The organism is Pseudomonas glycinis, from assembly GCF_054871425.1.
In genome coordinates this window covers 166,194-188,388 of record NZ_JBTYHF010000002.1, presented here as the reverse complement: position 1 = coordinate 188,388, position 22,195 = coordinate 166,194, and the positions used below count along the sequence as shown (strand labels likewise).

Sequence of the window (22,195 nt, the reverse complement as noted above, 5' to 3'; positions counted from 1 at the left end):
GGGTGGGAGGGCACTGCGCTGTTGGAGCGTCTGGCCGGCCGTTGGGTTCCCGCCGGGCGGGGATTGCAGGTTCAGAAGCCGTCGATTCCGGCGGCTTTCAAGGTTTCACTCAAAGCCAGTACCTGCGGGTCGCGAAAGAATGCGCTCAGTTGCGCCGCGCGTCCCGGGCCGATGCCGGCTTCTGCCTGCCATTGTTCAGTGTCGCGTTGTGCCAGGGCCTGCCACGAATCGTCCAGTTGTGCCTGTCCGGTCGGCGGCATGCCCAGCGCTTTCAACCATCGAGCAAGCGGCTGTTGCCGCGCGCCGTGAAAACTCTGGATCAGACGTGCGCTGCTGCGCTCGCCGAGGCCGGCAATGTTAGCAAGCTCTGACGCATCGAGGGTCAGCCAATCCAGCAGGTGTTTCAGACGGCCTGTTTCCAAAAGTTTCTCCCAGGTGCCGCGACCGACATTCTGCATGGCCAGGCCCTGCTTGCCACTGAGCCAGGTCAGACGCGCGAGAAACTGGCTTTCACACCCCGGCGTCGGTTGCCAGCAGCTCAGGGCGTGGTAGTCGCCGGCATCGGGGATGTTGATGTCTGCCCGTTCGCTGGTGCGCAGCACGATACTGTCGAGGCGCGGAATGGTCAGCCCGGCCAGACTGATTGCCACCTGATCGCCGGGGCGGATGTCGAGGGTTTGCCAGCGCTTGAACGAGCTGACGCTGACCCGTTTGATTTCCCGGTCATCGAGTCTGACCGGCAGCAGTTCCAACACCGGGGTGATCCGCCCGGTGCGGCCGATTTTGAAATTGACCTTGCGCACCTCGGCCAATGCCTGGGCGAACGGGTATTTCCAGGCAATCGCCCAATAAGGAGCCTTGGCCTGCCAGCGTTCGGCAGGTGGCCGTTGGCTCTGACGCAGCACCACGCCGTCGCTGGCAAAGGGCAGGGGCGAGCGATACCAGTGCTCGCGCCATTTTTGCGCGTCCTCGAATCGGTTGATGGGCTGTGTATAGGTTTCGGTTGCAGCGAATCCCAATGCCTGGAGTTCGGACAATCTCTCCGGCAGCCGCACAGGACCTTGCGGCCAGTCCCAGACAAACAGGCCGATCCCGGCGGCCTGTTCAACATCGAGTGTTTTACGTCCCATCATCCCGGCGATGGTGGCGCGGGCATTGACGCTGCCGGACTGTGATTGAACATGGGCGTTCAGGCGCCAATAGAGTTCGCCCTGTACCAGCAGATCCCGTGGCTGCCTCAACCGTTGCGGAATGGCTGCGATCCTGCGCGCGGAGGCGGTCCAGTCCTGGCCGTTGACCCCGTCACCGCGACTGATCGCCTGCTGCAATATTCCCTGGCGGTAGATCAGCGTGACAGCCACGCCGTCGACCTTGGGCTGCACCCAGACGTTCTGGCGATCGCGCAACCAGTGGGCGACGTCTTCGGCTTTGTGCAGCTTGTCCAGGCCGGTGTGGGCGATGGGGTGGGTGACCGGGCCGGACGCGGTGCGCAACGGCTGCGGGGATGAGGGTTGGTTGAAACAGGCTTGCCATTCTTTCAGCCGCAGCCGGGACTGGTCATAGAGTTCGTCGCTGATCAATGAGCGGCCTTCGCGGTGATAGGCGTCGTCCCATTGGTCGATCCGGTTTTGCAGGGTGGTGATTTCGCGTTGGGCTTGGGAAAGATCCCAGTTCGGGCAGTTGGCTTGGCTGACGAGGGTGATGAGTGCCAGCAGGAAGGCCAGCAACAGGCGCAGTGTGAAGAGCATTGTGAGCGTCCTTGCTCGGGGGGTGATGCTTGAAGGGTAGGTGAGGATCTGAAGAACGTTGCGCGGCTTTTTTGCGAACTGTTTCGGGGCAGGGGAACTGGTGTTGCCGGGGCGGCACCTTGGCGAGCAGGCTCGCTCCCACACGGATCTCAAAAAATCTGTCAGGCATGAAAAAGCCCCGCACGGCGCGAACCTTGCGGGGCTTTCATGCAGCCAGGGGGTTACAGGCCAGCGGCAGAACGCAGGGCGTCGGCGCGGTCGGTTTTTTCCCAGGTGAACGTGGTGAAGCTGTCTTCGCCAACGGTCTTGGTCTGCGGCGCACGACCGAAGTGGCCGTAGGCTGCGGTTTCCTGGTACATCGGGTGCAGCAGGTCGAGCATGGTGGTGATTGCGTATGGACGCAGGTCAAACACTTCACGCACCAGTTTGATGATCTTGTCATCGCTGATCTTGCCGGTGCCGAAGGTGTTCAGCGAGATCGACGTAGGCTGGGCCACACCGATCGCGTAGGAAACCTGGATCTCGCAACGCTCGGCCAGGCCGGCCGCAACGATGTTCTTGGCCACGTAACGGCCAGCGTAGGCAGCCGAACGGTCAACCTTCGATGGATCCTTGCCGGAGAACGCGCCGCCGCCGTGACGGGCCATGCCGCCGTAGCTGTCGACGATAATCTTGCGGCCGGTCAGACCGCAGTCACCTACCGGGCCGCCAATGATGAACTGGCCGGTCGGGTTGATGTGGAACTGGGTGTCCTTGCTCAGTAGTTCGGCAGGCAGTACGTGCTTGACGATCAGCTCCATCACGCCTTCGCGCAGGTCTTTGTACGACACTTCCGGGTTGTGCTGGGTCGACAGCACCACAGCGTCGATGCCGACAACCTTGCCGCCTTCGTAACGGCAGGTCACTTGCGACTTGGCATCCGGACGCAGCCAAGGCAGCAGGCCCGACTTGCGTGCTTCAGCCTGACGCTGCACCAGCTGGTGCGAGAAGGTGATCGGTGCTGGCATCAAAACGTCTGTTTCGTTGCTGGCGTAGCCGAACATCAGGCCCTGGTCGCCGGCGCCCTGATCTTCAGGCTTGGCACGGTCAACACCCTGATTGATGTCGGGGGACTGCTTGCCGATGATGTTCATCACGCCGCAGGTGGCGCCGTCGAAGCCGACTTCGGAGCTGGTGTAGCCGATGTCGCAAATCACGTCACGAACGATCTGCTCCAGGTCGACCCAGGCGCTGGTGGTCACTTCACCGGCAACCATGGCCACGCCGGTCTTGACCAGGGTTTCCACGGCCACGCGAGCGTGTTTGTCCTGGGCAATAATGGCGTCCAGCACCGCATCGGAAATCTGGTCGGCGATTTTGTCCGGATGTCCTTCAGACACGGACTCGGAGGTGAAGAGGGAGTATTCGCTCATCTCGATGTTTTCCTGAATTTACCGATGGTGAGTGTCGCCAGCCGGTCGCTGAAAGTGGCGAACCTGGATCTGGAAACCATTACGTAAGCCTACATAGAGGCTTTCCCCGGGAACGAGTCCCGCAGCGGTGGCCCAACGGGCCAGATCGTCCTGTTCAAACCCCAACCAGAGATCACCGCAGGCCTCCCTGGCCCAACTCTGGTTGTGGCTACATAACTCTGTCACGAGCAGGCTACCGCCCGGTTGCAGCAGATCGGCCATGTGCCTGAGCGCATCGGCCGGAGCGGCGAAATGGTGCAGGACCATGTTCAACACCACGCAATCGGCTTGAAGGCTTGTGCCGTTCAATGCATCGGCCAATTGCAGGCTGACGTTAGCCAGCTGTTCACGTTCACACACCTGACGCGCCAGTTCGAGCATCGCCGGGCTGTTGTCCAGCGCGGTTACGGTGCCGAAACGACGGGCCAGTTCCGGCAGAAAAGCACCATCGCCGGGGCCGACTTCAATGGCCGTGGCTGCACCATCGAAGTTCAGTTTGTCGAGCAGGGCCAGCACGCTGTCACGGTACTGCGGCAGGCCTGCGATCAAATCTTGCTGGGCACGGAATTTTTCCGCGACCCGGGCGAAAAAATCCCGGCTGGCGGCGGCACGCTGACCATGAACCTGCTCGATGCGTGCTTGCACTTCATCGGGCAGATCCAGATTGTCGACTTCTTCCAGCAATGCCGCGTGCAGCTTGCCGCCGAGCAATTCGCTGTGGGGCAGGGCACGACGATAAAAAATTGCGTTGCCCTCACGGCGTGTCGCCACCAGGTCGGCTTGCGCCAGCACCTTGAGGTGATGGCTCATGCCCGACTGGCCGATGCCGAAAATCTGCGCCAGCTCCAGCACGCCAAACGAATCGTTGGCCAGCGCGCGCAATACATTCAGCCGCAGCGGATCGCCGCCGGCCTTGCACAGGGCCGCCAGCTCGTCGCAATCGTCATGGCGAATGGAAGGCACGCGTAAGTTCATAGGGCTGGCAGTCTAGAGACGGGGGCAAGGCACCGCAAGGTCAATATCAAAAAGTTTTGATATTGCTCGATAAATGGCACTTCTCGGCGGACGGCAGTCTCTACAAACGAATAGCGGAAAGGTTTCACCAAGCGAAACCTGTGCTATCGATTGGAAAAACGCCTGCCGATGACTATCTGTCATTGCCCCGAGGCGCATGGGTGAGGGAAAATGCCCTCCTTTTTTCCGTTTCAGTCTATTCACCCCCAGGAGATCAGCGATGCCTAGCCGTCGTGAGCGTGCCAACGCCATTCGTGCCCTCAGCATGGATGCCGTGCAAAAAGCCAACAGCGGCCATCCCGGTGCGCCTATGGGTATGGCAGATATTGCCGAAGTGCTGTGGCGCGACTACCTCAAGCACAACCCGAGCAACCCGTCGTTCGCCGACCGTGACCGCTTCGTGCTGTCCAACGGCCACGGCTCGATGTTGATCTACTCGCTGCTGCACCTGACCGGCTACGACCTGTCCATCGACGACCTCAAGCAGTTCCGTCAACTGCACAGCCGCACTCCAGGCCACCCGGAATTCGGTTACACCCCGGGCGTCGAAACCACCACCGGCCCGCTGGGTCAGGGTCTGGCCAACGCCGTCGGTTTCGCTCTGGCTGAAAAAGTCATGGGCGCGCAGTTCAACCGTCCCGGCCACAACATCGTTGACCACCACACCTACGTGTTCCTCGGTGATGGCTGCATGATGGAAGGCATTTCCCATGAAGTCGCCTCCCTGGCCGGCACGCTGGGCCTGGGCAAGCTGATTGCCTTCTACGATGACAACGGCATTTCCATCGACGGTGAAGTCGAAGGCTGGTTCACCGATGACACGCCGAAGCGTTTCGAAGCCTACAACTGGCAGGTGATCCGCAACGTCGACGGCCACGATCCGGAAGAGATCAAGACCGCCATCGAAACTGCGCGCAAGAGCGCTCAACCGACGCTGATCTGCTGCAAGACCACCATCGGTTTCGGTTCGCCGAACAAGCAGGGCAAGGAAGATTGCCACGGCGCCCCACTGGGTGACGCGGAAATCGCCCTGACCCGTCAGGCGCTGAACTGGAACCACGGCCCGTTCGAAATCCCGGCCGAGATCTATGCCGAGTGGGACGCCAAAGAAGCTGGTCGCGCGGTTGAAGCCGAGTGGGATCAGCGTTTCGCCGCTTACTCCGCTGCATTCCCGACTGAAGCCAACGAGCTGATCCGTCGTCTGAGCGGCGAACTGCCGGCCGACTTCTCGGAAAAAGCCTCGGCCTACATCGCCGAAGTCGCGGCCAAGGGCGAAACCATCGCCAGCCGCAAAGCCAGCCAGAACACCCTCAACGCCTTCGGCCCGCTGCTGCCGGAAATGCTCGGCGGTTCGGCTGACCTCGCCGGTTCCAACCTGACCCTGTGGAAAGGCTGCAAAGGCGTCAGCGCTGAAGACGCCAGCGGCAACTACATGTACTACGGCGTGCGCGAGTTCGGCATGACCGCGATCATGAACGGCGTCGCCCTGCACGGCGGTCTGGTGCCTTACGGCGCGACCTTCCTGATGTTCATGGAATACGCGCGCAACGCCGTACGCATGTCGGCTCTGATGAAGAAACGCGTGATCCACGTCTACACCCACGACTCCATCGGTCTGGGCGAAGACGGCCCGACGCACCAGCCGATCGAGCAACTGACCAGCCTGCGCAGCACGCCGAACCTCGACACCTGGCGCCCAGCCGATGCCGTGGAATCGGCAGTGGCCTGGAAAAACGCGCTGGAGCGCAAGGACGGCCCTTCGGCGCTGATCTTCTCGCGGCAGAATCTGGAACATCAGGAACGCGACGCTGGCCAGATTGCCAACATCAGCCGTGGCGGTTATGTGCTCAAGGATTGCGCAGGCGAGCCTGAGCTGATCCTGATCGCCACCGGTTCGGAAGTCGGTCTGGCGGTTCAAGCCTTCGACAAACTGACCGAGCAGGGCCGCAAGGTTCGCGTGGTCTCGATGCCTTGCACCAGCGCGTTTGATGCTCAGGATGCGGAGTACAAGCAGTCGGTTCTGCCGTTGCAGGTCAGCGCGCGTATTGCCATCGAAGCGGCCCACGCCGATTTCTGGTTCAAGTACGTGGGTCTGGAAGGTCGCGTGATCGGCATGACCACCTACGGTGAGTCGGCGCCGGCTTCGGCATTGTTCGAAGAGTTCGGTTTTACCCTGGAAAACATCCTCGGTCAGGCTGAAGAGCTGCTGGAAGACTAAATCTGACAGTTGTGTTGTCCGGGCTGACGCCTTCGCGAGCAGGTCGAGTCGTCGCACCGTCGCTCCCACAGGGAAATGCATTCCAATGTGGGAGCGAGCCTGCTCGCGAAAGCGTTGGTTCAGGCAATATCGCACTGCATGATTCACCACGGTAATCGAGAACCCCATGCCTCAACCGCGTCCCTACAAAGTTGCACTCAACGGCTACGGCCGCATTGGTCGTTGCGTCTTGCGGGCGTTGTTCGAGCGCGGCGCGAAGGCCGGGTTTGAAATTGTCGCGATCAACGATCTGGCCGACATGGCCAGCATCGAATACCTGACACGCTTCGACTCCACCCACGGCCGCTTTCCCGGCGAAGTGCGGGTTGAGGGCGATTGTCTGCATATCAATGGCGACTGCGTGAAGGTCCTGCGCAGTGCCACCCCTGAAGGTATCGATTGGGCGTCGCTAGGCGTCGATCTGGTGCTGGAATGCTCCGGCGCTTACCACACCCGTGCCGATGGCCAGCGATTTCTCGATGCCGGCGCGCCGCGTGTGCTGTTCTCGCAGCCGATGGCCAGCGAAGCGGATGTCGACGCCACCATCGTCTACGGCGTCAATCAGGAATGCCTGACCGGCGACGAACTGCTGGTGTCCAACGCCTCCTGCACGACGAATTGCGGCGTGCCGCTGCTGCGTCTGCTCGATCAGGCGATCGGTCTGGATTACGTGTCGATCACCACCATTCACTCGGCAATGAACGATCAGCCGGTGATCGACGCCTATCATGACGAAGACCTGCGCCGCACGCGTTCGGCGTTCCAGTCGGTGATCCCGGTGTCCACTGGTCTGGCACGCGGTATCGAGCGTCTGCTGCCGGAACTTGCCGGGCGAATTCAGGCCAAAGCCGTGCGCGTGCCGACAGTCAACGTGTCCTGCCTTGACATCACGATGCAGACCGCCACCGCGACTGACGCCAACGAGGTCAACCGGATCCTGCGCGAAGCCGCCACCAGCGGCCCGCTCAAAGGCCTTTTGGCCTACACCGAGTTGCCGCACGCCAGCTGTGATTTCAACCATGACCCACATTCGGCCATCGTCGATGCCAGTCAGACCCGTGTTTCCGGCCCCAAACTGGTGAACATCCTGGCCTGGTTCGACAACGAATGGGGTTTTGCCAACCGAATGCTGGACGTTGCAGACCACTATCTGCAAACAGCAACTTCAAAAAAACCGTAGGAAGTGCGACCCATGACCGTGTTGAAGATGTCCGACCTCGATCTGCAAGGTAAGCGCGTATTGATCCGCGAAGACCTCAACGTCCCCGTCAAGGACGGTGTTGTCACCAGCGACGCGCGCATCCTGGCTTCGCTGCCGACCATCAAGCTGGCCCTGGAAAAAGGCGCGGCGGTGATGGTCTGCTCGCACCTGGGCCGTCCTACCGAAGGTGAGTTCTCCGCCGAAAACAGCCTGAAACCTGTCGCCGACTACCTGAGCAAAGCGCTGGGCCGCGAAGTGCCGCTGGTGGCTGATTACCTCGGTGGTGTTGAAGTCAAGGCTGGCGACATCGTGCTGTTCGAAAACGTGCGCTTCAACAAGGGCGAGAAAAAGAACGCCGACGATCTGGCTCAGCAATACGCGGCCCTGTGCGACGTGTTCGTGATGGATGCTTTCGGTACCGCTCACCGCGCCGAAGGTTCGACCCATGGTGTCGCCAAGTTCGCCAAAGTCGCCGCTGCCGGCCCGTTGCTGGCCGCTGAACTGGACGCACTGGGTAAAGCCCTGGGCGCACCGGCCAAGCCAATGGCGGCCATTGTTGCCGGCTCCAAGGTCTCGACCAAACTCGACGTGCTCAACAGCCTGAGCCAGATCTGCGATCAACTGATCGTCGGCGGCGGCATCGCCAACACCTTCCTCGCTGCCGCCGGCCACCCAGTCGGCAAGTCGCTGTATGAACCGGACCTGCTCGACACCGCCCGTGAAATCGCGGCGAAAGTCAGCGTGCCGTTGCCGGTTGACGTCGTGGTCGCCAAGGAATTTGCCGAAAGCGCTGAAGCGACTGTGAAGCTGATCGCTGACGTCGCGGCAGATGACATGATTCTCGACATCGGCCCACAAACCGCGGCCAACTTCGCCGAGCTGCTGAAGTCGTCGAAAACCATTCTGTGGAACGGCCCGGTCGGCGTGTTCGAGTTCGATCAGTTCGGCAACGGCACCAAAGTGCTGGCCCAGGCCATTGCCGAAAGCTCGGCATTCTCCATCGCCGGCGGTGGCGACACCCTGGCGGCGATCGATAAATATGGCGTGGCTGAGCAGATCTCCTACATTTCCACCGGTGGTGGCGCGTTCCTCGAATTCGTCGAGGGCAAGGTGCTGCCTGCCGTTGAAGTCCTGGAAAGCCGGGCCAAGGCCTGAGGCCGCCCGTTTGGCCAGGCAAAGGAGTGTTCACATGGTCAAGTCGTTAGCGCTGTTGTTGCTGACCGGTACGCTGGCGGCCTGCGGGAGCACCCCGAAGGCTGACGCGACGCCAGCACCGAGCGAACCCCAGAAGGGCTGTTATCAGGCCGACTGGCAGGCCGAAACCAACCCGGTGCTGAACAAGCGCTCGGGTCCGGACGGCCTGGACAAATACGAGACGCAAACCCCGGTCAAGGAACATGGTTGTCCTTGACGGGTCTGACTCTTTAACTCAGGGCTGGCGGCATGCGTCGTCAGTCGAGGAACACGGATGAAAGGCTTGATCGCCGTTGCGGCGTTGGCATTGTTGGGTGGTTGCGCGCAGTTGAGCCTGTTTCAGTCGTCGGCCCCGGCAGACGACTGGACGACCTGGACCTGCGACAGTCAGGCCAAGGTGTTGTGGCGTTACGCCGATGCCGGCCAGAAGGAAGTCGACGTTCGCCTCGGCGGCGGTGATCAGGTCTATCGCCTGAAAGAAGAGCCGGGCGCCTCTGGCACGCTGTACAGCGATGGCATGCTGGCGTTTCACGTCAAGGGTGACGAGGGCCTGGTGTACTGGGTCGCCACCAATGACCTCATTGGCCGTGGTTGCAAGGCCGAGTAACACGATTGAATTGGTGTACAGAGATCCAAATGTGGGAGCGAGCCTGCTCGCGAAAGCGGTCTGACAGGCACTGCATCTGCGACTGCAAGATTGCTTTCGCGAGCAGGCTCGCTCCCACAGGGGTTCTCTGTTGTTCACACAGTTTTGGTAACACCGAATCACCAGGCCGGGCCTCAACCCCCGATCTGCATTAACTTGAATAGCCGCCGCCGCTCCGGCAGGCTGGCACGATCAACGACCCTCAACCGGGAGAGACACACACAATGGCACTTATCAGCATGCGCCAGATGCTGGACCACGCAGCCGAGTTCGGCTACGGCGTTCCAGCCTTCAACGTCAACAACCTTGAGCAGATGCGCGCCATCATGGAAGCCGCTGACAAGACTGACTCCCCGGTGATCGTCCAGGCTTCGGCCGGCGCCCGCAAATACGCCGGCGCGCCATTCCTGCGTCACTTGATCCTGGCGGCGATCGAAGAATTCCCGCACATCCCGGTGTGCATGCACCAGGACCACGGCACCAGCCCTGACGTCTGCCAGCGTTCGATTCAACTGGGCTTCAGCTCGGTGATGATGGACGGCTCGCTGGGCGAAGACGGCAAGACCCCGACCGACTACGACTACAACGTCCGCGTTACCCAACAAACCGTCGCCATGGCCCACGCCTGCGGCGTTTCGGTAGAAGGCGAGCTGGGTTGCCTGGGTTCGCTGGAAACCGGTATGGCCGGTGAAGAAGACGGCATCGGCGCCGAAGGCGTTCTGGATCACAGCCAGATGCTGACCGACCCGGAAGAAGCCGCTGACTTCGTCAAACGCACCCAGGTCGATGCCCTGGCCATCGCCATCGGCACCAGCCACGGCGCCTACAAGTTCACCAAGCCACCGACCGGTGACGTGCTGGCGATCGACCGCATCAAGGAAATCCACAAGCGCATCCCCAACACCCACCTGGTGATGCACGGTTCGTCCTCCGTGCCACAAGAGTGGCTGGCGATCATCAACCAGTACGGCGGCGACATCAAAGAAACCTACGGCGTCCCGGTTGAAGAAATCGTCGAAGGCATCAAGCACGGCGTGCGCAAGGTCAACATCGACACCGACCTGCGCTTGGCATCGACCGGTGCGATGCGTCGCCTGATGGCCACCAACCCAAGCGAGTTCGACCCACGTAAATTCTTCGGCGCCACCGTGACAGCAATGCGCGATGTATGTATCGCTCGTTATGAAGCGTTCGGTACCGCCGGTAATGCCTCGAAGATCAAACCGATCTCGCTGGAAGCGATGTACCAGCGTTATCTGAAGGGTGAGTTGAACGCGAAGGTCAACTGAGCCTGAGGGTTGAGCTGATTCAAAAGAAACCCGCCGAGACAGACTGTGTGAAAACCTAGCAATCTGCGCAGCGCTCAAAGAAAATGCTCCGTATCGAAAGATACGGAGCATTTTTCGTTATGGCCTACATCCAGGGACAGTCCCGCAGCCAGACCAGCCTGTTTCCGGTCTCGCTGGAAGAGTTGATCCCCGAGGATCACCTCGTTCGCGTTATCGATCTTTACGTCGCCAAGCTGGATCTGGTTCGACTGGGCTTTGATAAAGCACTTCCCAAAAGCACCGGCCGTCCCTCTTACGATCCAGCGGATCAGCTCAAACTCTACCTCTACGGCTATTTCCAGCGGATTCGCTCATCACGACGGCTCGAAGCCGAGTGCCAGCGCAACGTCGAAGTGATGTGGCTGATCAATCGACTCAAGCCTGATTTCAAGACCATCGCCGATTTCCGTAAAGACAACAAAGCCGCTTTCATCGCGACGTGCCGGGCCTTCGTGCAGTTTTGCCGCACAGCGGGGCTGATAACCGGCGAGTTGGTGGCCATTGATGGCAGCAAATTTCAGGCGGTCGCCTCTTCACGGCGTCATATGAATTTGAAGCGGCTCCAACATCAAGAGCAGAAGCTGGAGAAGCGCATCGCCCACTATTTGGCAGAGCTGGACGAGGCAGATAAAACCGAAGCCGGCGAGAAGATTGACCGCAATGCAATCAAGGCGACTTGGCGCAACTTGAAGTCAGGCATTCCAATAACTTGACGTGCCAGGCGCTGATGAAATCCATGGAGCTTGAGCAATTCAATACCCACGAAAGCGATGCGCGAATGCTGCGAACGCACAAAGGGCCTCGGGTCGGGTACAACGTGCAGACAGCCGTGGACGCTGAAAACTGCATGATCGTGCATCATGAAGTGACTCAGGACAGCGATGATCGCAAGCAACTTGAACCGATGGCCAAGGCCGCCAAGGAACAACTTTCGCAGGATGAACTGACGGTCACCGCGGATGCGGGCTATTCCAATGGCAAGCAGTTCCAGGCATGTGAGGATGAGAACATCACGGCTTATGTGCCTGTGGCGCGATCACTCAACTCCTGCGGCAAGGAACAGATATTTTTCGATCGAACAGCATTTGCCTACGATGCGTCGCAAGATCGATATCAATGCCCTGCCGGAAAATGGCTGATCTTTAAGCAGATCAGCAATAAAGGCCGGATCTACCAAGCGAAGGTCAGCGACTGCGCAAGCTGCACGATTAAAGCGAAGTGCACCGACGCCAAACGCCGATACATCTCGCGCCATCTGCACGAACAGGCTTTCGAGCGAATGGAGCAGCGAATGCAGGCACATCCCGAAATGATGGTCAGCCGACGATCCATCGTCGAACATCCCTTCGGCAACCTTAAACAGTGGTTATTTGGTAACGCTCGATTCTTGCTGCGACAGCTTGAAGGCGCGAGAGCTGAAATGGCCTTGGCGGTGAACGCCTACAACCTGAAAAGAGCAATTAACGTGTTGGGCGTCCGCCAGATGATGGCGCTGATGGGCTGAAACGCCTTTTTTCGTCTGCTGTGAGCACAAAAGCAAACGCCCCGAACAAGTCGGGGCGTTTGCTGGAACCGCCGTCAGTGCGTTTTCACACAGTCTGGAGAGGCGGGTTTTTTGTGGTGCAAACGTTGTGACAAGACATCGGCATCCTTTTGCTTGAAATGTCACTTAAAGGGGACTTTACTGGCGATAATCTATCTAAAGTCCGATATGGGTGACATTGTGCTCCTCGATAATCCAGCAACGTTTGCCCAGCGTATCCGCCAATTGCGCAAAGCCAAGGGCTACAGTCAGGCGTTGCTTGCGCATAGGGCTCATTGCAGCCGCAAAACCATCATCGATCTCGAAGCAGGCGAAAACGTCGCTTTTTATACCGTGTTTAGAGTCATTGCCGCGTTAGGCATGGCGTTGGAGATTGTCGATAACCGAATCGATCTCAAATCACTCGCCGAATTGGTGGAGCATGATGAGTAAGGTGAAACGACTGAATGTCATGACGCCTCAGGGCCATTCCGGCGAGTTGTCCAAAGGTTCGCAGTTTTCATTCGCTTACCAGTCAGCGTCGCCACTCAGGGAAGTTTCCCTGGTCATGCCCTATGACCCGACACCGTCGGTGAGCAGCGTATTGCAGCCCATCTTCGATATGAATGTGCCTGAGGGATATCTGGCCGACCAAATCAAGCGGCGCATGGCCAAGCATATGCAAGTGGATGAAATGCGCCTGTTGTCCGTCATTGGCGGTAATCAGATCGGTCGCCTCACGTATGAGAATCCGGTAGAACCTTCAAACTCTGTTCGTGCGCAGGTCGGCCTGCAGCAGATCCTGTCGGCGGACACCTCTCAGCATGTTTTCGGTTTTTTGGTCGAAACCTACTTCGAGTCAGGCATTTCAGGTGTTCAGCCCAAGGTTCTGGTGCCCGATCTGGACAAGCTGACTGCTAGCCGAAAAACAGTGATCAGCTCCGACCTTATCGTCAAATCAGGAGCGGAAGAGTATGAGCACCTGGCTCAAAACGAGTTTCTGTGTCTGGAAGCAGCGCGGCTGGCTGGACTGCACACGCCGCCTTTCTGGCTTTCCGATAACGGTGAGCTGTTTGTCATGGAGCGTTTTGATCTGACGGCATCTGATCGCCTTGGCTTTGAAGACATGGCGGTGCTGCTGGGGTTAAACAAGGATCCCCACGATAACTATAAATATTCGCAGAGCTACGAAACCCTTGCTGCAGTGATCCGTCAGGTATGCAGACATGCCGACCCGATACGAGAACTGGAACGATTTTTTTCATCCGTCTGTCTTTCGGTCATGGTGCGTAACGGCGATGCGCATTTGAAAAACTTCGGGGTGACCTACACGCACCCTGCGGCCACTGAAACGGTGCAGTTGGCGCCGGTATACGATGTCACGACCACAACCGTATACGAGAACTACAACCCCAGGACCGGGCAATCGCTGGTTGACCGTACTCTCGCCATCAAGATGAACAAGGCCAAAGCTTATCCCGATCGTCAGCAATTGATTGAGTTTGGTCGTAAACACTGCGCTGTGGATAAGCCAACACTGATCGTCGACCGGATAGCCGAGGCAATGAGTCAGGCGCTTTTGATTCACCGACCACGGATAGACGTTGAATTGTTTGCAAGGATGCAACGCGAATGGGACACCGGGCGCATGGTCGCGTTGAATGACTCGGTCGGTTCTGGTTTGAAGCGTCATCCTTTATCAAGCGGTAGAAAGGAAAAGGCTGATAAATGATAAGCGGTGTACCGCTACCGTGACATTTGCTTCTCAAAGTCGCGTATACGCGACATTTCGCCAAGGCAGCGGCCCGCATGTGGAGGTGGCGCAGTCCGCAGCCCATCCCTGAAGCCCTTGCAGGCTCACTCCTACAATTGGAGCGAATGTGGCCTGCAAGTTATGGGTCGTTTGTCATTTTGGCGGCTAGCTACTTGTCGTGATCAATATCCAGTTTGGTAAACGTCACCTGCCCACCTTCGCTGGTATACCCAGTGTTGTCCTGCACATACACCCCAGCCTTGAAATACAGCGGCTTGTCGCGCCAGGTCGCGCTGATCTGTGAGTCCCATTGATACCCCGCCGCACTTACGCCCAGTGCGCCGCCGGGACTTAGGTGGATCAGGTAGTTGAATTCACGATCAAGCTTGACGCCGGTGGCGAGGGTGATGACGCGGCTTTCGGCGTCGTCCGGGCGCATGCGCACTTTGATCACCAGATTGCCGGTATGGGTTTTTTCCTTGTACTGGTATTCGAGCTTGACCATCGGCCGCTGGCTCTCGTACGCGTGGATCTGGCCGATGACGATCTTGCCCGAGCTCGGCACCTTGTTCACCGCGAGGGTGGCGCGCAGCAGGTTGTCGGCGTCCGGGTAGTACCAGTTGCGCAGTGTGCCGTTGCTGTAGGTTTCGCGCAGTTCGGTACGCGGGTAGATGGCGTTTTCGGTTTTCGAGCCAGTCACCGGGGACCAGAAGAACAGGGTGCCGGTGTCGGAATGGAAGTACTGATCCTTGAAGCCATCCACCAGTTTTGAGGTTTCGACGGTGTACGGCGGGCTGCCAACAGGAACGCTGAGGTTCCAGGTTGCGAGGTCGATCATGACGGTTCTTCCAATCAATTCATCCGGAACGCCGGTGCCAGAAGCTCTAGCCCGCGCGTTTTCGGGCGTCTTTATAAGCGTAGCGGCAATTTTTGTTAATGCCCGCCCGGCGATTACTTGACGTCAAAGTCCTGTCGAAATGCCATCCCGCCCGGTTTTCGGGGGCTGTAGCGGTGACCGTTAGTCGGCTGGGTTGAGCATTGTTTAAATGATGGCGGGATGACAGCTTCTGCTTTCACCGATCCGCGTCTAGAGTGAAGGCTCAGTACGTCTATGGTTTTGCCGGCAACCGGTCCCGATAAGAGAAGCAGCATGGAATGCGCGCAACCCCAGCCAGGTGAAGGCAGCTCGGTCCTTTTGATCGTCGATGATTACCCCGAAAATCTGATCAGCATGCGCGCGTTGCTGCAGCGTCAGGATTGGCACGTGATGACCGCCGCCTCGGGTTTCGAGGCGCTGAACCTTTTGCTCGAACACGACATCGACCTGGTCCTGCTCGATGTGCAGATGCCCGGCATGGACGGTTTCGAAGTCGCACGGTTGATGCGCGGCAGCCAGCGCACGCGGCTGACACCGATCATTTTCCTCACCGCCAACGAGCAATCTCAGGATGCCGTGATCAAGGGATATGCCAGCGGCGCGGTGGATTACCTGTTCAAGCCGTTCGATCCGCAAATCCTCAAGCCCAAGGTCCAGGCGCTGCTCGAGCACCAGCGCAATCGCCGTGCCCTGCAACGCCTGAGTCATGACCTGGAAGTGGCGCGCGCCTTCAATGCCTCGGTGCTGGACAACGCCGCCGAAGGCATTCTGGTGTTGAGCGAGGACGGCGTGATCCGCTTTGCCAACCCGGCGATTTCGCGACTGCTCAATGCGCCGGTGAAGGATCTGGAAGGCAAGGAGTTTCTCGATTTCCTGCAGAAGCCACACATTCCCCTGTGGGCCGATTCCGAGTTCTACGCCGGTTACCAGCGCGGTGAAACCCTGCGCCTGCATGATGCGTTGCTGCGCACGGCGCCCGGGCAGCAAGTGCCGGTGGCATTGTCCTGCGCGCCGCTGCCCTCGGAGCAGCACGCGATGGTGGTGACGGTGCTGGACATGTCGGTGGTGCGTCACTTGCACCAGCAACTGGAGTTTCAGGCGGTGACCGATCCGCTGACCGGGCTGCTCAACCGGCGCGGGTTCTACCAGACCGTGGAAAACCTGTTGTTGCGCGGGGAACGCAGCGACAGCAGCTGGGTGCTGCTCTACCTCGATCTCGATGGCTTCAAACGGGTCAATGATTCCCTCGGCCATGACGCCGGCGACCGTGTGTTGCGCTGGGTTTCCGAGCAACTGAAGGCGTGCCTGCGGCCGTTCGATATTCTCGCGCGCATGGGCGGCGATGAATTCACCGCGCTGCTGGATCTGGAGTTTCCCGAGCAAGCGGCGAAGATTGCCGAAAAACTCATCGAACGGGTATCGGTCTGTCAGCAGATCGAAGGCCTGGATATCGTCCTTGGCGCCAGTATCGGCATCGCTACTTATCCCGACTGTGGGCGCAATCTCGACGGTTTGCTGCGCGCTTCGGACATTGCCATGTACGAAGCCAAGCGTGCCGGGCGTCAGCAATATCGTTTTTATGATCATGAAATGAACGGCCGCGCGCGTTCGCGTCTGATGCTTGAAGACAGCGTGCGCGAGGCCATCGAGAATCGTGATTTCAATCTGGTCTATCAGCCGCAAGTGGCGATCGGCAGCGGACAGATCCGTGGGTTCGAAGCGTTGCTGCGCTGGCAGCATCCGAGCGTCGGCGATGTGCCGCCGGGGTTGTTTCTGCCGTTGCTGGAAGAGGCGCGCTTGATCAGTCGCCTCGGCAGCTGGATCTATCACCGTGGCGCCGGCCAGCGCAAAGCCTGGGAAACCTTGTTCGCCGAAGATCTGGTGCTCGGCGTGAGCCTGAGCAACACCCAGTTCGGCCTGCCGAATCTGGTCACTGAATTGCGTCAAGTCATGGAGCGCCATGCGCTGCAACCTCAGCAACTGGAAGTTGAAATCACCGAAGAAGCGTTGATGCAAAACCCGGACGAAACCCGCAAGCAATTGCGGCTGCTGCGTCATCTCGGGGTGCGCGTGGCGCTGGATGATTTTGGTTCGGGGCCGTGCTCGCTGGCGCATCTGCGCGATCTCGAACTGGATACGCTGAAACTCGACCGCCACTTGATCGCGCGCTTGCCGGACTCGCCACGTGACGCGGCGCTGGTGCGCATGGTCATCGATCTGTGCAAGCAATACGGTCTGCTGGTGATTGCCGAAGGGGTGGAAACCCTCGAGCAATATCAGTGGCTGCAAACCCATGGTTGCGAATACGTGCAGGGCTTCCTCGTCGCGCGGCCGTTGATCGCCGAAGACGCGGTCAGCTTCGTTGAACCGTTTGACTGGAGCGCGTTGCCCGGTTGAATTCGCTACACTGGCGGACCTTTTTCGAACCGCGTCGCTCGTCCATGACTGTGTTGAAGTACCTCCAGGCCTACCCCGCACAATTGCAGGATCAGGTGCGCCAACTGATAGCCGAAGGGCGCCTGGGTGAATACCTGAATCAGCGCTATTCAGGGCGACACGACGTGCAGAGTGACAAGGCCTTGTACAGCTACGCGCTGGATCTCAAACAGCAGTACATGCGCAATGCGCCGGCCATCGACAAAGTGCTGTTCGACAACCGCCTCGACCTGACCCACCGCGCGCTCGGTCTGCACACCACGGTGTCGCGGGTGCAGGGCGGCAAGCTCAAGGCCAACAAGGAAATCCGCATCGCCGCGCTGTTCAAGGACGCCGCGCCGGATTTTCTGAAGATGATCGTGGTGCACGAGCTGGCGCACTTCAAGGAATCGGATCACAACAAGGCGTTCTATAAACTGTGCGAGCACATGCTGCCGGGGTATCACCAGATCGAGTTCGATCTGCGTGTGTACCTGACGTGGCGGGATATGCAGGCTTGACCAATCAGGAAGGTGTGGATGGACGTCAGCAAGACCAAGAGCAGTTTCTATCGCCGTTTGTACGTGGCTTATCTGATCGATAGCGGCCTGGCGCCGAGTGTGCCGACGCTGACCGAAGTCACCGGCATGCCGCGACGCACGGCGCAGGACACGATTGCCGCGCTGGCCGATCTGGACATCATCTGTGAGTTCGAACAGGAAGAGGGCGCGCGCAATCATGCCGGGCGCTATCGGATTCGCGAGTGGGGAGCGATTGATCGCGGCTGGATCGAGCGCAATTTGCGGCAGATAAAAGCGGTGCTGGAATACCCCTGATTCCTGCGCCGACGGTTCTGACGCCTTCGCGAGCAGGCTCGCTCCCACAATGGATATGCATTCCCTGTGGGAGCGAGCCTGCTCGCGAAAGGGCCTTCAGGACCGACGCATGCCGATGTGCGGAATGTCATCCTCGAGATATTCCTCGCCGACTGCGACAAACCCGTACTTGCCGTAATACCCCTGCAAGTGTGCCTGCGCCGACAGATAGATCGGTACCTGCGGCCAGTGCTTTTCGGCCTGCTTCAGCGCCTGTTCCATCATCGCGTGGCCCAACCCTTTGCCACGGCCGGCGGACGCGGTCACCACGCGGCCAATCACCACGTCGCCGCCCTGGGATTCCGGGTCGAGCAGGCGCAAATAAGCCATCAGCTGATCATCCTCCCAGCCCATCAGGTGATGGGTATCGCCCTCCAGATCCTGGCCGTCGAGGTCTGGATAAGCACATTTCTGTTCGACCACGAATACGTCAGAGCGCAGCTTCAACAGGGCATACAACTGCTCTTTGCCCAGATCACGATGATGTTTGCAGATCCACTCGATTGTCATTTTTCGATTCCTTGACCATGTCGCCCGATACTAAGCGCAGCAGCGCCGTATGTCTGTATGGCGCAACAGTCTGTGATAAAGGTCAAAATGCCACTATTCCTTTCTCGCGCTGGCTGCGACTTTGTGTAATCTGCTCAAGAGCACTGTCCACTGGCTCCCATGAGCTAATGTTCAATGCTTGGGTTTTGCCGGTAAGGGGCCTTGGGTTTTGACGTGAAACCACGTCGGGCGGTTGCCCGCTGAGGATGTTCAAGCATGCTGCGATTGCTTCAAGCCGTTGCTTTGATCGGACTGCTGGTGCTCGGCCAGGATGTTGCGGCGCAGAAGCTGCGGCTGGCGTTCGATAACTGGCCGCCGTTTACCGACGATGCACTGGTCAATGGTGGCCTGGCCACCGACATTGTCAGCACCGCACTGGCTCGCGCCGGTTATGCCAGCGGTTACGAGCAAGTGCCATGGGCGCGCGCATTGCTGGGGATTGGCGAGGGGCGTTACGACGTGCTGGTCAACGCTTGGTACAACGACGAGCGCACGCATATCGGCCAGTTTTCCGGTGAGTACCTGATCAACCGCATCCGCTTCCTCAAGCGTAAAGACGCACCCATTGAATACAACAGCCTCGAGCAACTGCACACCTATCCGATTGCAGTGGTGCGCGGGTACGCCTATTCCGCCCCGTTCGATGCCGACACGGCGATGCAGAAAGTTCCTGTGCACAACTTCGCCATGGGCGTGCGCATGCTCGCGGCGGATCGGGTCAAGCTGACGCTTGAGGATGAGTACGTAGCGAAGTATTACCTGGCCCGGGAATCGGCCAAGGTGCGCAATTCGGTGGAGTTCCTATCCAAGCCGTTGAGTGAGAACAGCCTGCATATTCTGGTCAGCCTGAAGAATCCGCAGCATGAGCAGATCGTCGCCGGGTTTGATCGAGCGATCGAGGCGATGAAGGCTGACGGGACTTATGAGAAGTTATTGCGGCGGCATGGAATGTAGTGGGGGAGCTACAAGTTTCAAGCTGCAAGCTTCAAGTTAGAAGCGGGGTTGCGTTCGGCTTGTAGCTCGTAGCTAGACCTCTTTGATCAAATGCGCCGCCAATGTCCGAAGCGGCCCTAACTGCCGGCAAATCAGCGCCAGCTGCGTCTGCACCAACCGCTGCCCTTCATCGATTTCATCCGGCATCTGTTCCAGCTCATTGGCCAGCGCTTCTTCTTCATCACTCTGAATTGCAATCGGCTGCTTGCTCGCCAAACCATGGGCGATTTCGTCGATGCTGGTCGCCAGTTTCACCCCGGCGCCTTCGATCAGATGCTCACGTACCTCCGCAGGCAACTGTGTTTCGCGGTGTGCGCCGAGCCCTGACAAATAGCTGAGTAACGTGTGCGACAGCACCAGGAAACGGAAGCCGACATCCGCCTCCTTACGGAAGTGTCCCGGCTCCATGAGCATGTTCGCCAGTGTCGTCGACAGCGCCGCGTCGGCGTTATGGGCGTTGCGGCGGGCCAGGCGATAGGCGAGGTCGTCGCTCTTGCCGGCGGCGTATTGCTGCATGATCTGGCGCAGGTAGATGCTGTTGCAGGTCAGGGTGTTGGCCAGCACTTTGTTCAGGCGCCGGCCCTGCCAGTCCGGCAGGAACAGGAACACCGTCAGACCCGCAATCAAACTGCCGAGCAAGGTATCGAACAACCGTGGCAGGAACAGCCCGTAGCCATCGCCGACCTGATTGAAGCAGAACAGCACCATGATCGTGATCGCCGCCGTCGCCAGGGTGTAGCGGGTGGTGCGATTGGTGAAGAACACCACGCCGGCAGCGATGGCGAAGCACGATTGCACTACCGGGTTGGGGAACAGATCGAACAGCGCCCACGCCACCGTCAGGCCAATGGCCGTGCCGATGATCCGCTGGCCGAGTTTGCGCCGGGTGGCGCCGTAGTTCGGTTGGCAGACGAACAGCGTGGTGAGAATGATCCAGTAGCCTTGCGACGGGTGGATCAGGTGCACCATGCCGTAGCCGATGCTCAGTGCCAGCGGCAAGCGCAGGGCATGGCGGAACAGCAGCGAGGTCGGCGTCAGTTGCGTGCGCAGGCGAATCCACACGTCCTTGAGATTGCGCGGTGAGCGGTCGAGCAGGCTGCTGTCCGTAGCATCAGCCAAGGCGTCAGGATTGCTGGCATCGCTGAGCAAGCGGTCGAGGGTGCCGAGGTTGGCCGCCAGGGCGCGCAGCGAGCGCAGCAGGCCGCGCCATGCCGGGTTGCTCTGGATGCGCAAGTGTTCGAGGGAGGCATGCAGGTCGTTCAGGGCTTCGGCGAAACTGGCGTCGTAGATGAACGGCTGGCGCATCTGGATTGACTCGGCCAAGGCCCGGCAGGCCTTGCCTTGCTGGCGCAGCAGGCGCTGGCAGCGGAACAGCACGTCGCTGTGGAAGAACGCCTCGGCCAGCGCGTTGTAAGGGTAGTGCGAAGAGCTGGCGCGTTCGTGAATGTCCTGCGCGAGGAAATACAGCTTCAGATAGCGGCTGACTTTCGAGCCGGGCCGACCGTTACCGACCCGGTGCAGGATGATTTCCTTGGCCGTGTTCAGGGCGGCGACCACCCGGCCATTCTGCTGCGCCAGTTCGAGGCGGCGGGCTTCGACGTCCATCTGCCGGATCGGCTCGAACAGCGAGGATTTCAGCTTCAGATACAGGCCCAGTTCACGGAACAGCCGCGCCAGACTTTGCTGCACCGGTTGATTGGAAAAAAGCGCCTGCCACAGCACCGACAGCAGGCCATACCACGCCGCGCCGGCGACCAGCAGCATCGGTTCATGCCAGAAATCGGTAACCGCGCCGCCGCGCTGATCGACGCCGATCATCGTGTACACCGAGAGAATCAGCGTCGCCGAGGCGATCGCACCGTAACGCTCGCCCAGTGCGCCGAGCATGGTCAGGCCGAAACTGGCCAGCGCCAGGGCCACGGCAAAAATGATCGGGTAGGGAAAGAGCAATTCCACCGACAGCGCGGCGATGCTGAAACACACCAGCGTCACCGCCAGAGCGTTGAGACGACCCTGCCAACTGTCGTCGGTCTCGGCCAGGGCGCTGGCGATGATGCCGAGGAACAACGGGATCAGCAGGCCCATTTCATCCTGATACCAGCACAGCGCCATGCTGCCGGTCAGGGCGATGAATACCCGCACGCTGTAGCTGAATTTATCCAGCGCCCACAGGCGCCGCAAAGACTGACGAAACGAGGTCGAGGACATGAAGTGCGAAGGCCTTCCGAGGCGATGCCGCTAAATTGAGCCAGTAATGACGTCGACGCAATGGCGTCGAGCACATCTGACAGCAAAAAGTGTTCCTTTTACTTACACCACAAACCATTGTGGGAGCGAGCCTGCTCGCGAAAGCGGAGTGTCATTCAACATTG

At 59.4% G+C, this 22,195-nt stretch carries 18 protein-coding genes and 1 pseudogene; 13 read left to right on the top strand and 6 right to left on the bottom strand.

Features of this window, described 5'->3' with window-relative positions; translation table 11 throughout:
* Positions 1-71: 71 nt before the first annotated feature.
* The 3 genes from ligB to ACYSTU_RS04875 form a co-directional block, all read right to left on the bottom strand.
* On the bottom strand, positions 72-1,748 hold the full coding sequence (ligB, locus tag ACYSTU_RS04885; RefSeq protein WP_476307512.1) for an NAD-dependent DNA ligase LigB: 1,677 nt from the start codon (positions 1,746-1,748) through the stop codon (positions 72-74).
* 221 nt (positions 1,749-1,969) lie between these two features.
* Positions 1,970-3,160: a methionine adenosyltransferase gene (metK, locus tag ACYSTU_RS04880; protein WP_476307510.1), complete on the bottom strand. Its 1,191-nt coding sequence runs from the start codon at positions 3,158-3,160 to the stop codon at positions 1,970-1,972.
* Between the two features lie 18 nt (positions 3,161-3,178).
* Positions 3,179-4,174 (bottom strand): ArsR/SmtB family transcription factor, encoded by a 996-nt coding sequence (locus ACYSTU_RS04875; RefSeq protein WP_024014623.1) that lies wholly within the window; start codon positions 4,172-4,174, stop codon positions 3,179-3,181.
* 259 nt (positions 4,175-4,433) lie between these two features.
* Between ACYSTU_RS04875 and tkt the strand changes: the two genes are divergently transcribed.
* The 9 genes and pseudogenes from tkt (at position 4,434) to ACYSTU_RS04830 (ending at position 14,093) form a co-directional block, all read left to right on the top strand.
* Positions 4,434-6,431: a transketolase gene (tkt, locus tag ACYSTU_RS04870; protein ID WP_476307507.1), complete on the top strand. Its 1,998-nt coding sequence runs from the start codon at positions 4,434-4,436 to the stop codon at positions 6,429-6,431.
* A 166-nt stretch (positions 6,432-6,597) separates the two neighbouring features.
* Positions 6,598-7,650 (top strand): erythrose-4-phosphate dehydrogenase, encoded by a 1,053-nt coding sequence (gene epd, locus ACYSTU_RS04865; protein WP_336463418.1) that lies wholly within the window; start codon positions 6,598-6,600, stop codon positions 7,648-7,650.
* 12 nt (positions 7,651-7,662) lie between these two features.
* Positions 7,663-8,826, top strand: a complete 1,164-nt coding sequence (locus ACYSTU_RS04860) for a phosphoglycerate kinase (protein ID WP_016772785.1) — start codon at positions 7,663-7,665, stop codon at positions 8,824-8,826.
* Between the two features lie 34 nt (positions 8,827-8,860).
* Positions 8,861-9,082: a hypothetical protein gene (locus tag ACYSTU_RS04855; protein WP_016772786.1), complete on the top strand. Its 222-nt coding sequence runs from the start codon at positions 8,861-8,863 to the stop codon at positions 9,080-9,082.
* 57 nt (positions 9,083-9,139) lie between these two features.
* Positions 9,140-9,472 carry an MliC family protein gene (locus ACYSTU_RS04850; RefSeq protein WP_498996453.1) on the top strand — a complete coding sequence of 111 codons (333 nt, stop codon included), beginning with the start codon at positions 9,140-9,142 and terminating at the stop codon, positions 9,470-9,472.
* Positions 9,473-9,735: 263 nt separating this feature from the next.
* Entirely contained in the window at positions 9,736-10,800 is a 1,065-nt protein-coding gene (fba, locus tag ACYSTU_RS04845) for a class II fructose-bisphosphate aldolase (RefSeq protein WP_008081027.1), read from the top strand.
* 119 nt (positions 10,801-10,919) lie between these two features.
* A pseudogene (locus tag ACYSTU_RS04840) lies at positions 10,920-12,343 on the top strand (IS1182 family transposase).
* Between the two features lie 207 nt (positions 12,344-12,550).
* A complete protein-coding gene (locus ACYSTU_RS04835) occupies positions 12,551-12,814 on the top strand; it encodes a helix-turn-helix transcriptional regulator (RefSeq protein WP_232245467.1) in 264 nt (87 codons plus the stop codon).
* Positions 12,807-14,093: a type II toxin-antitoxin system HipA family toxin gene (locus tag ACYSTU_RS04830; protein ID WP_498996446.1), complete on the top strand. Its 1,287-nt coding sequence runs from the start codon at positions 12,807-12,809 to the stop codon at positions 14,091-14,093. Before ACYSTU_RS04835 ends, ACYSTU_RS04830 begins: the two co-directional genes overlap by 8 nt.
* A 190-nt stretch (positions 14,094-14,283) precedes the next feature.
* On the opposite strand, the gene ACYSTU_RS04825 is transcribed toward ACYSTU_RS04830, so the two are convergent.
* The gene (locus ACYSTU_RS04825) at positions 14,284-14,952 is read right to left on the bottom strand and encodes a polysaccharide lyase family 7 protein (protein ID WP_498996444.1); all 669 of its coding nucleotides are present in this window, start codon (positions 14,950-14,952) and stop codon (positions 14,284-14,286) included.
* Positions 14,953-15,264: 312 nt separating this feature from the next.
* Here ACYSTU_RS04825 and ACYSTU_RS04820 point away from each other — a divergent pair, with 312 nt between their 5' ends.
* The 3 genes from ACYSTU_RS04820 to ACYSTU_RS04810 are packed head-to-tail and all read left to right on the top strand — an operon-like array spanning position 15,265 to position 18,242.
* Entirely contained in the window at positions 15,265-17,388 is a 2,124-nt protein-coding gene (locus ACYSTU_RS04820) for a putative bifunctional diguanylate cyclase/phosphodiesterase (protein WP_136493092.1), read from the top strand.
* Between the two features lie 44 nt (positions 17,389-17,432).
* Positions 17,433-17,927, top strand: a complete 495-nt coding sequence (locus tag ACYSTU_RS04815; RefSeq protein ID WP_038861199.1) for a YgjP-like metallopeptidase domain-containing protein — start codon at positions 17,433-17,435, stop codon at positions 17,925-17,927.
* Positions 17,928-17,945: 18 nt separating this feature from the next.
* Positions 17,946-18,242 (top strand): winged helix-turn-helix domain-containing protein, encoded by a 297-nt coding sequence (locus ACYSTU_RS04810; protein ID WP_016772794.1) that lies wholly within the window; start codon positions 17,946-17,948, stop codon positions 18,240-18,242.
* A 96-nt stretch (positions 18,243-18,338) separates the two neighbouring features.
* Here the strand turns inward: ACYSTU_RS04810 and ACYSTU_RS04805 are convergent, their stop codons facing one another.
* Positions 18,339-18,791, bottom strand: coding sequence for a GNAT family N-acetyltransferase (locus ACYSTU_RS04805; RefSeq protein WP_123443787.1), 453 nt, complete (start codon positions 18,789-18,791; stop codon positions 18,339-18,341).
* Positions 18,792-19,046: 255 nt separating this feature from the next.
* Here ACYSTU_RS04805 and ACYSTU_RS04800 point away from each other — a divergent pair, with 255 nt between their 5' ends.
* Positions 19,047-19,784: a substrate-binding periplasmic protein gene (locus ACYSTU_RS04800; RefSeq protein WP_498996439.1), complete on the top strand. Its 738-nt coding sequence runs from the start codon at positions 19,047-19,049 to the stop codon at positions 19,782-19,784.
* A 72-nt stretch (positions 19,785-19,856) separates the two neighbouring features.
* On the opposite strand, the gene yccS is transcribed toward ACYSTU_RS04800, so the two are convergent.
* Positions 19,857-22,031, bottom strand: a complete 2,175-nt coding sequence (gene yccS, locus ACYSTU_RS04795) for a YccS family putative transporter (protein WP_498996436.1) — start codon at positions 22,029-22,031, stop codon at positions 19,857-19,859.
* Positions 22,032-22,195 lie beyond the last annotated feature (164 nt).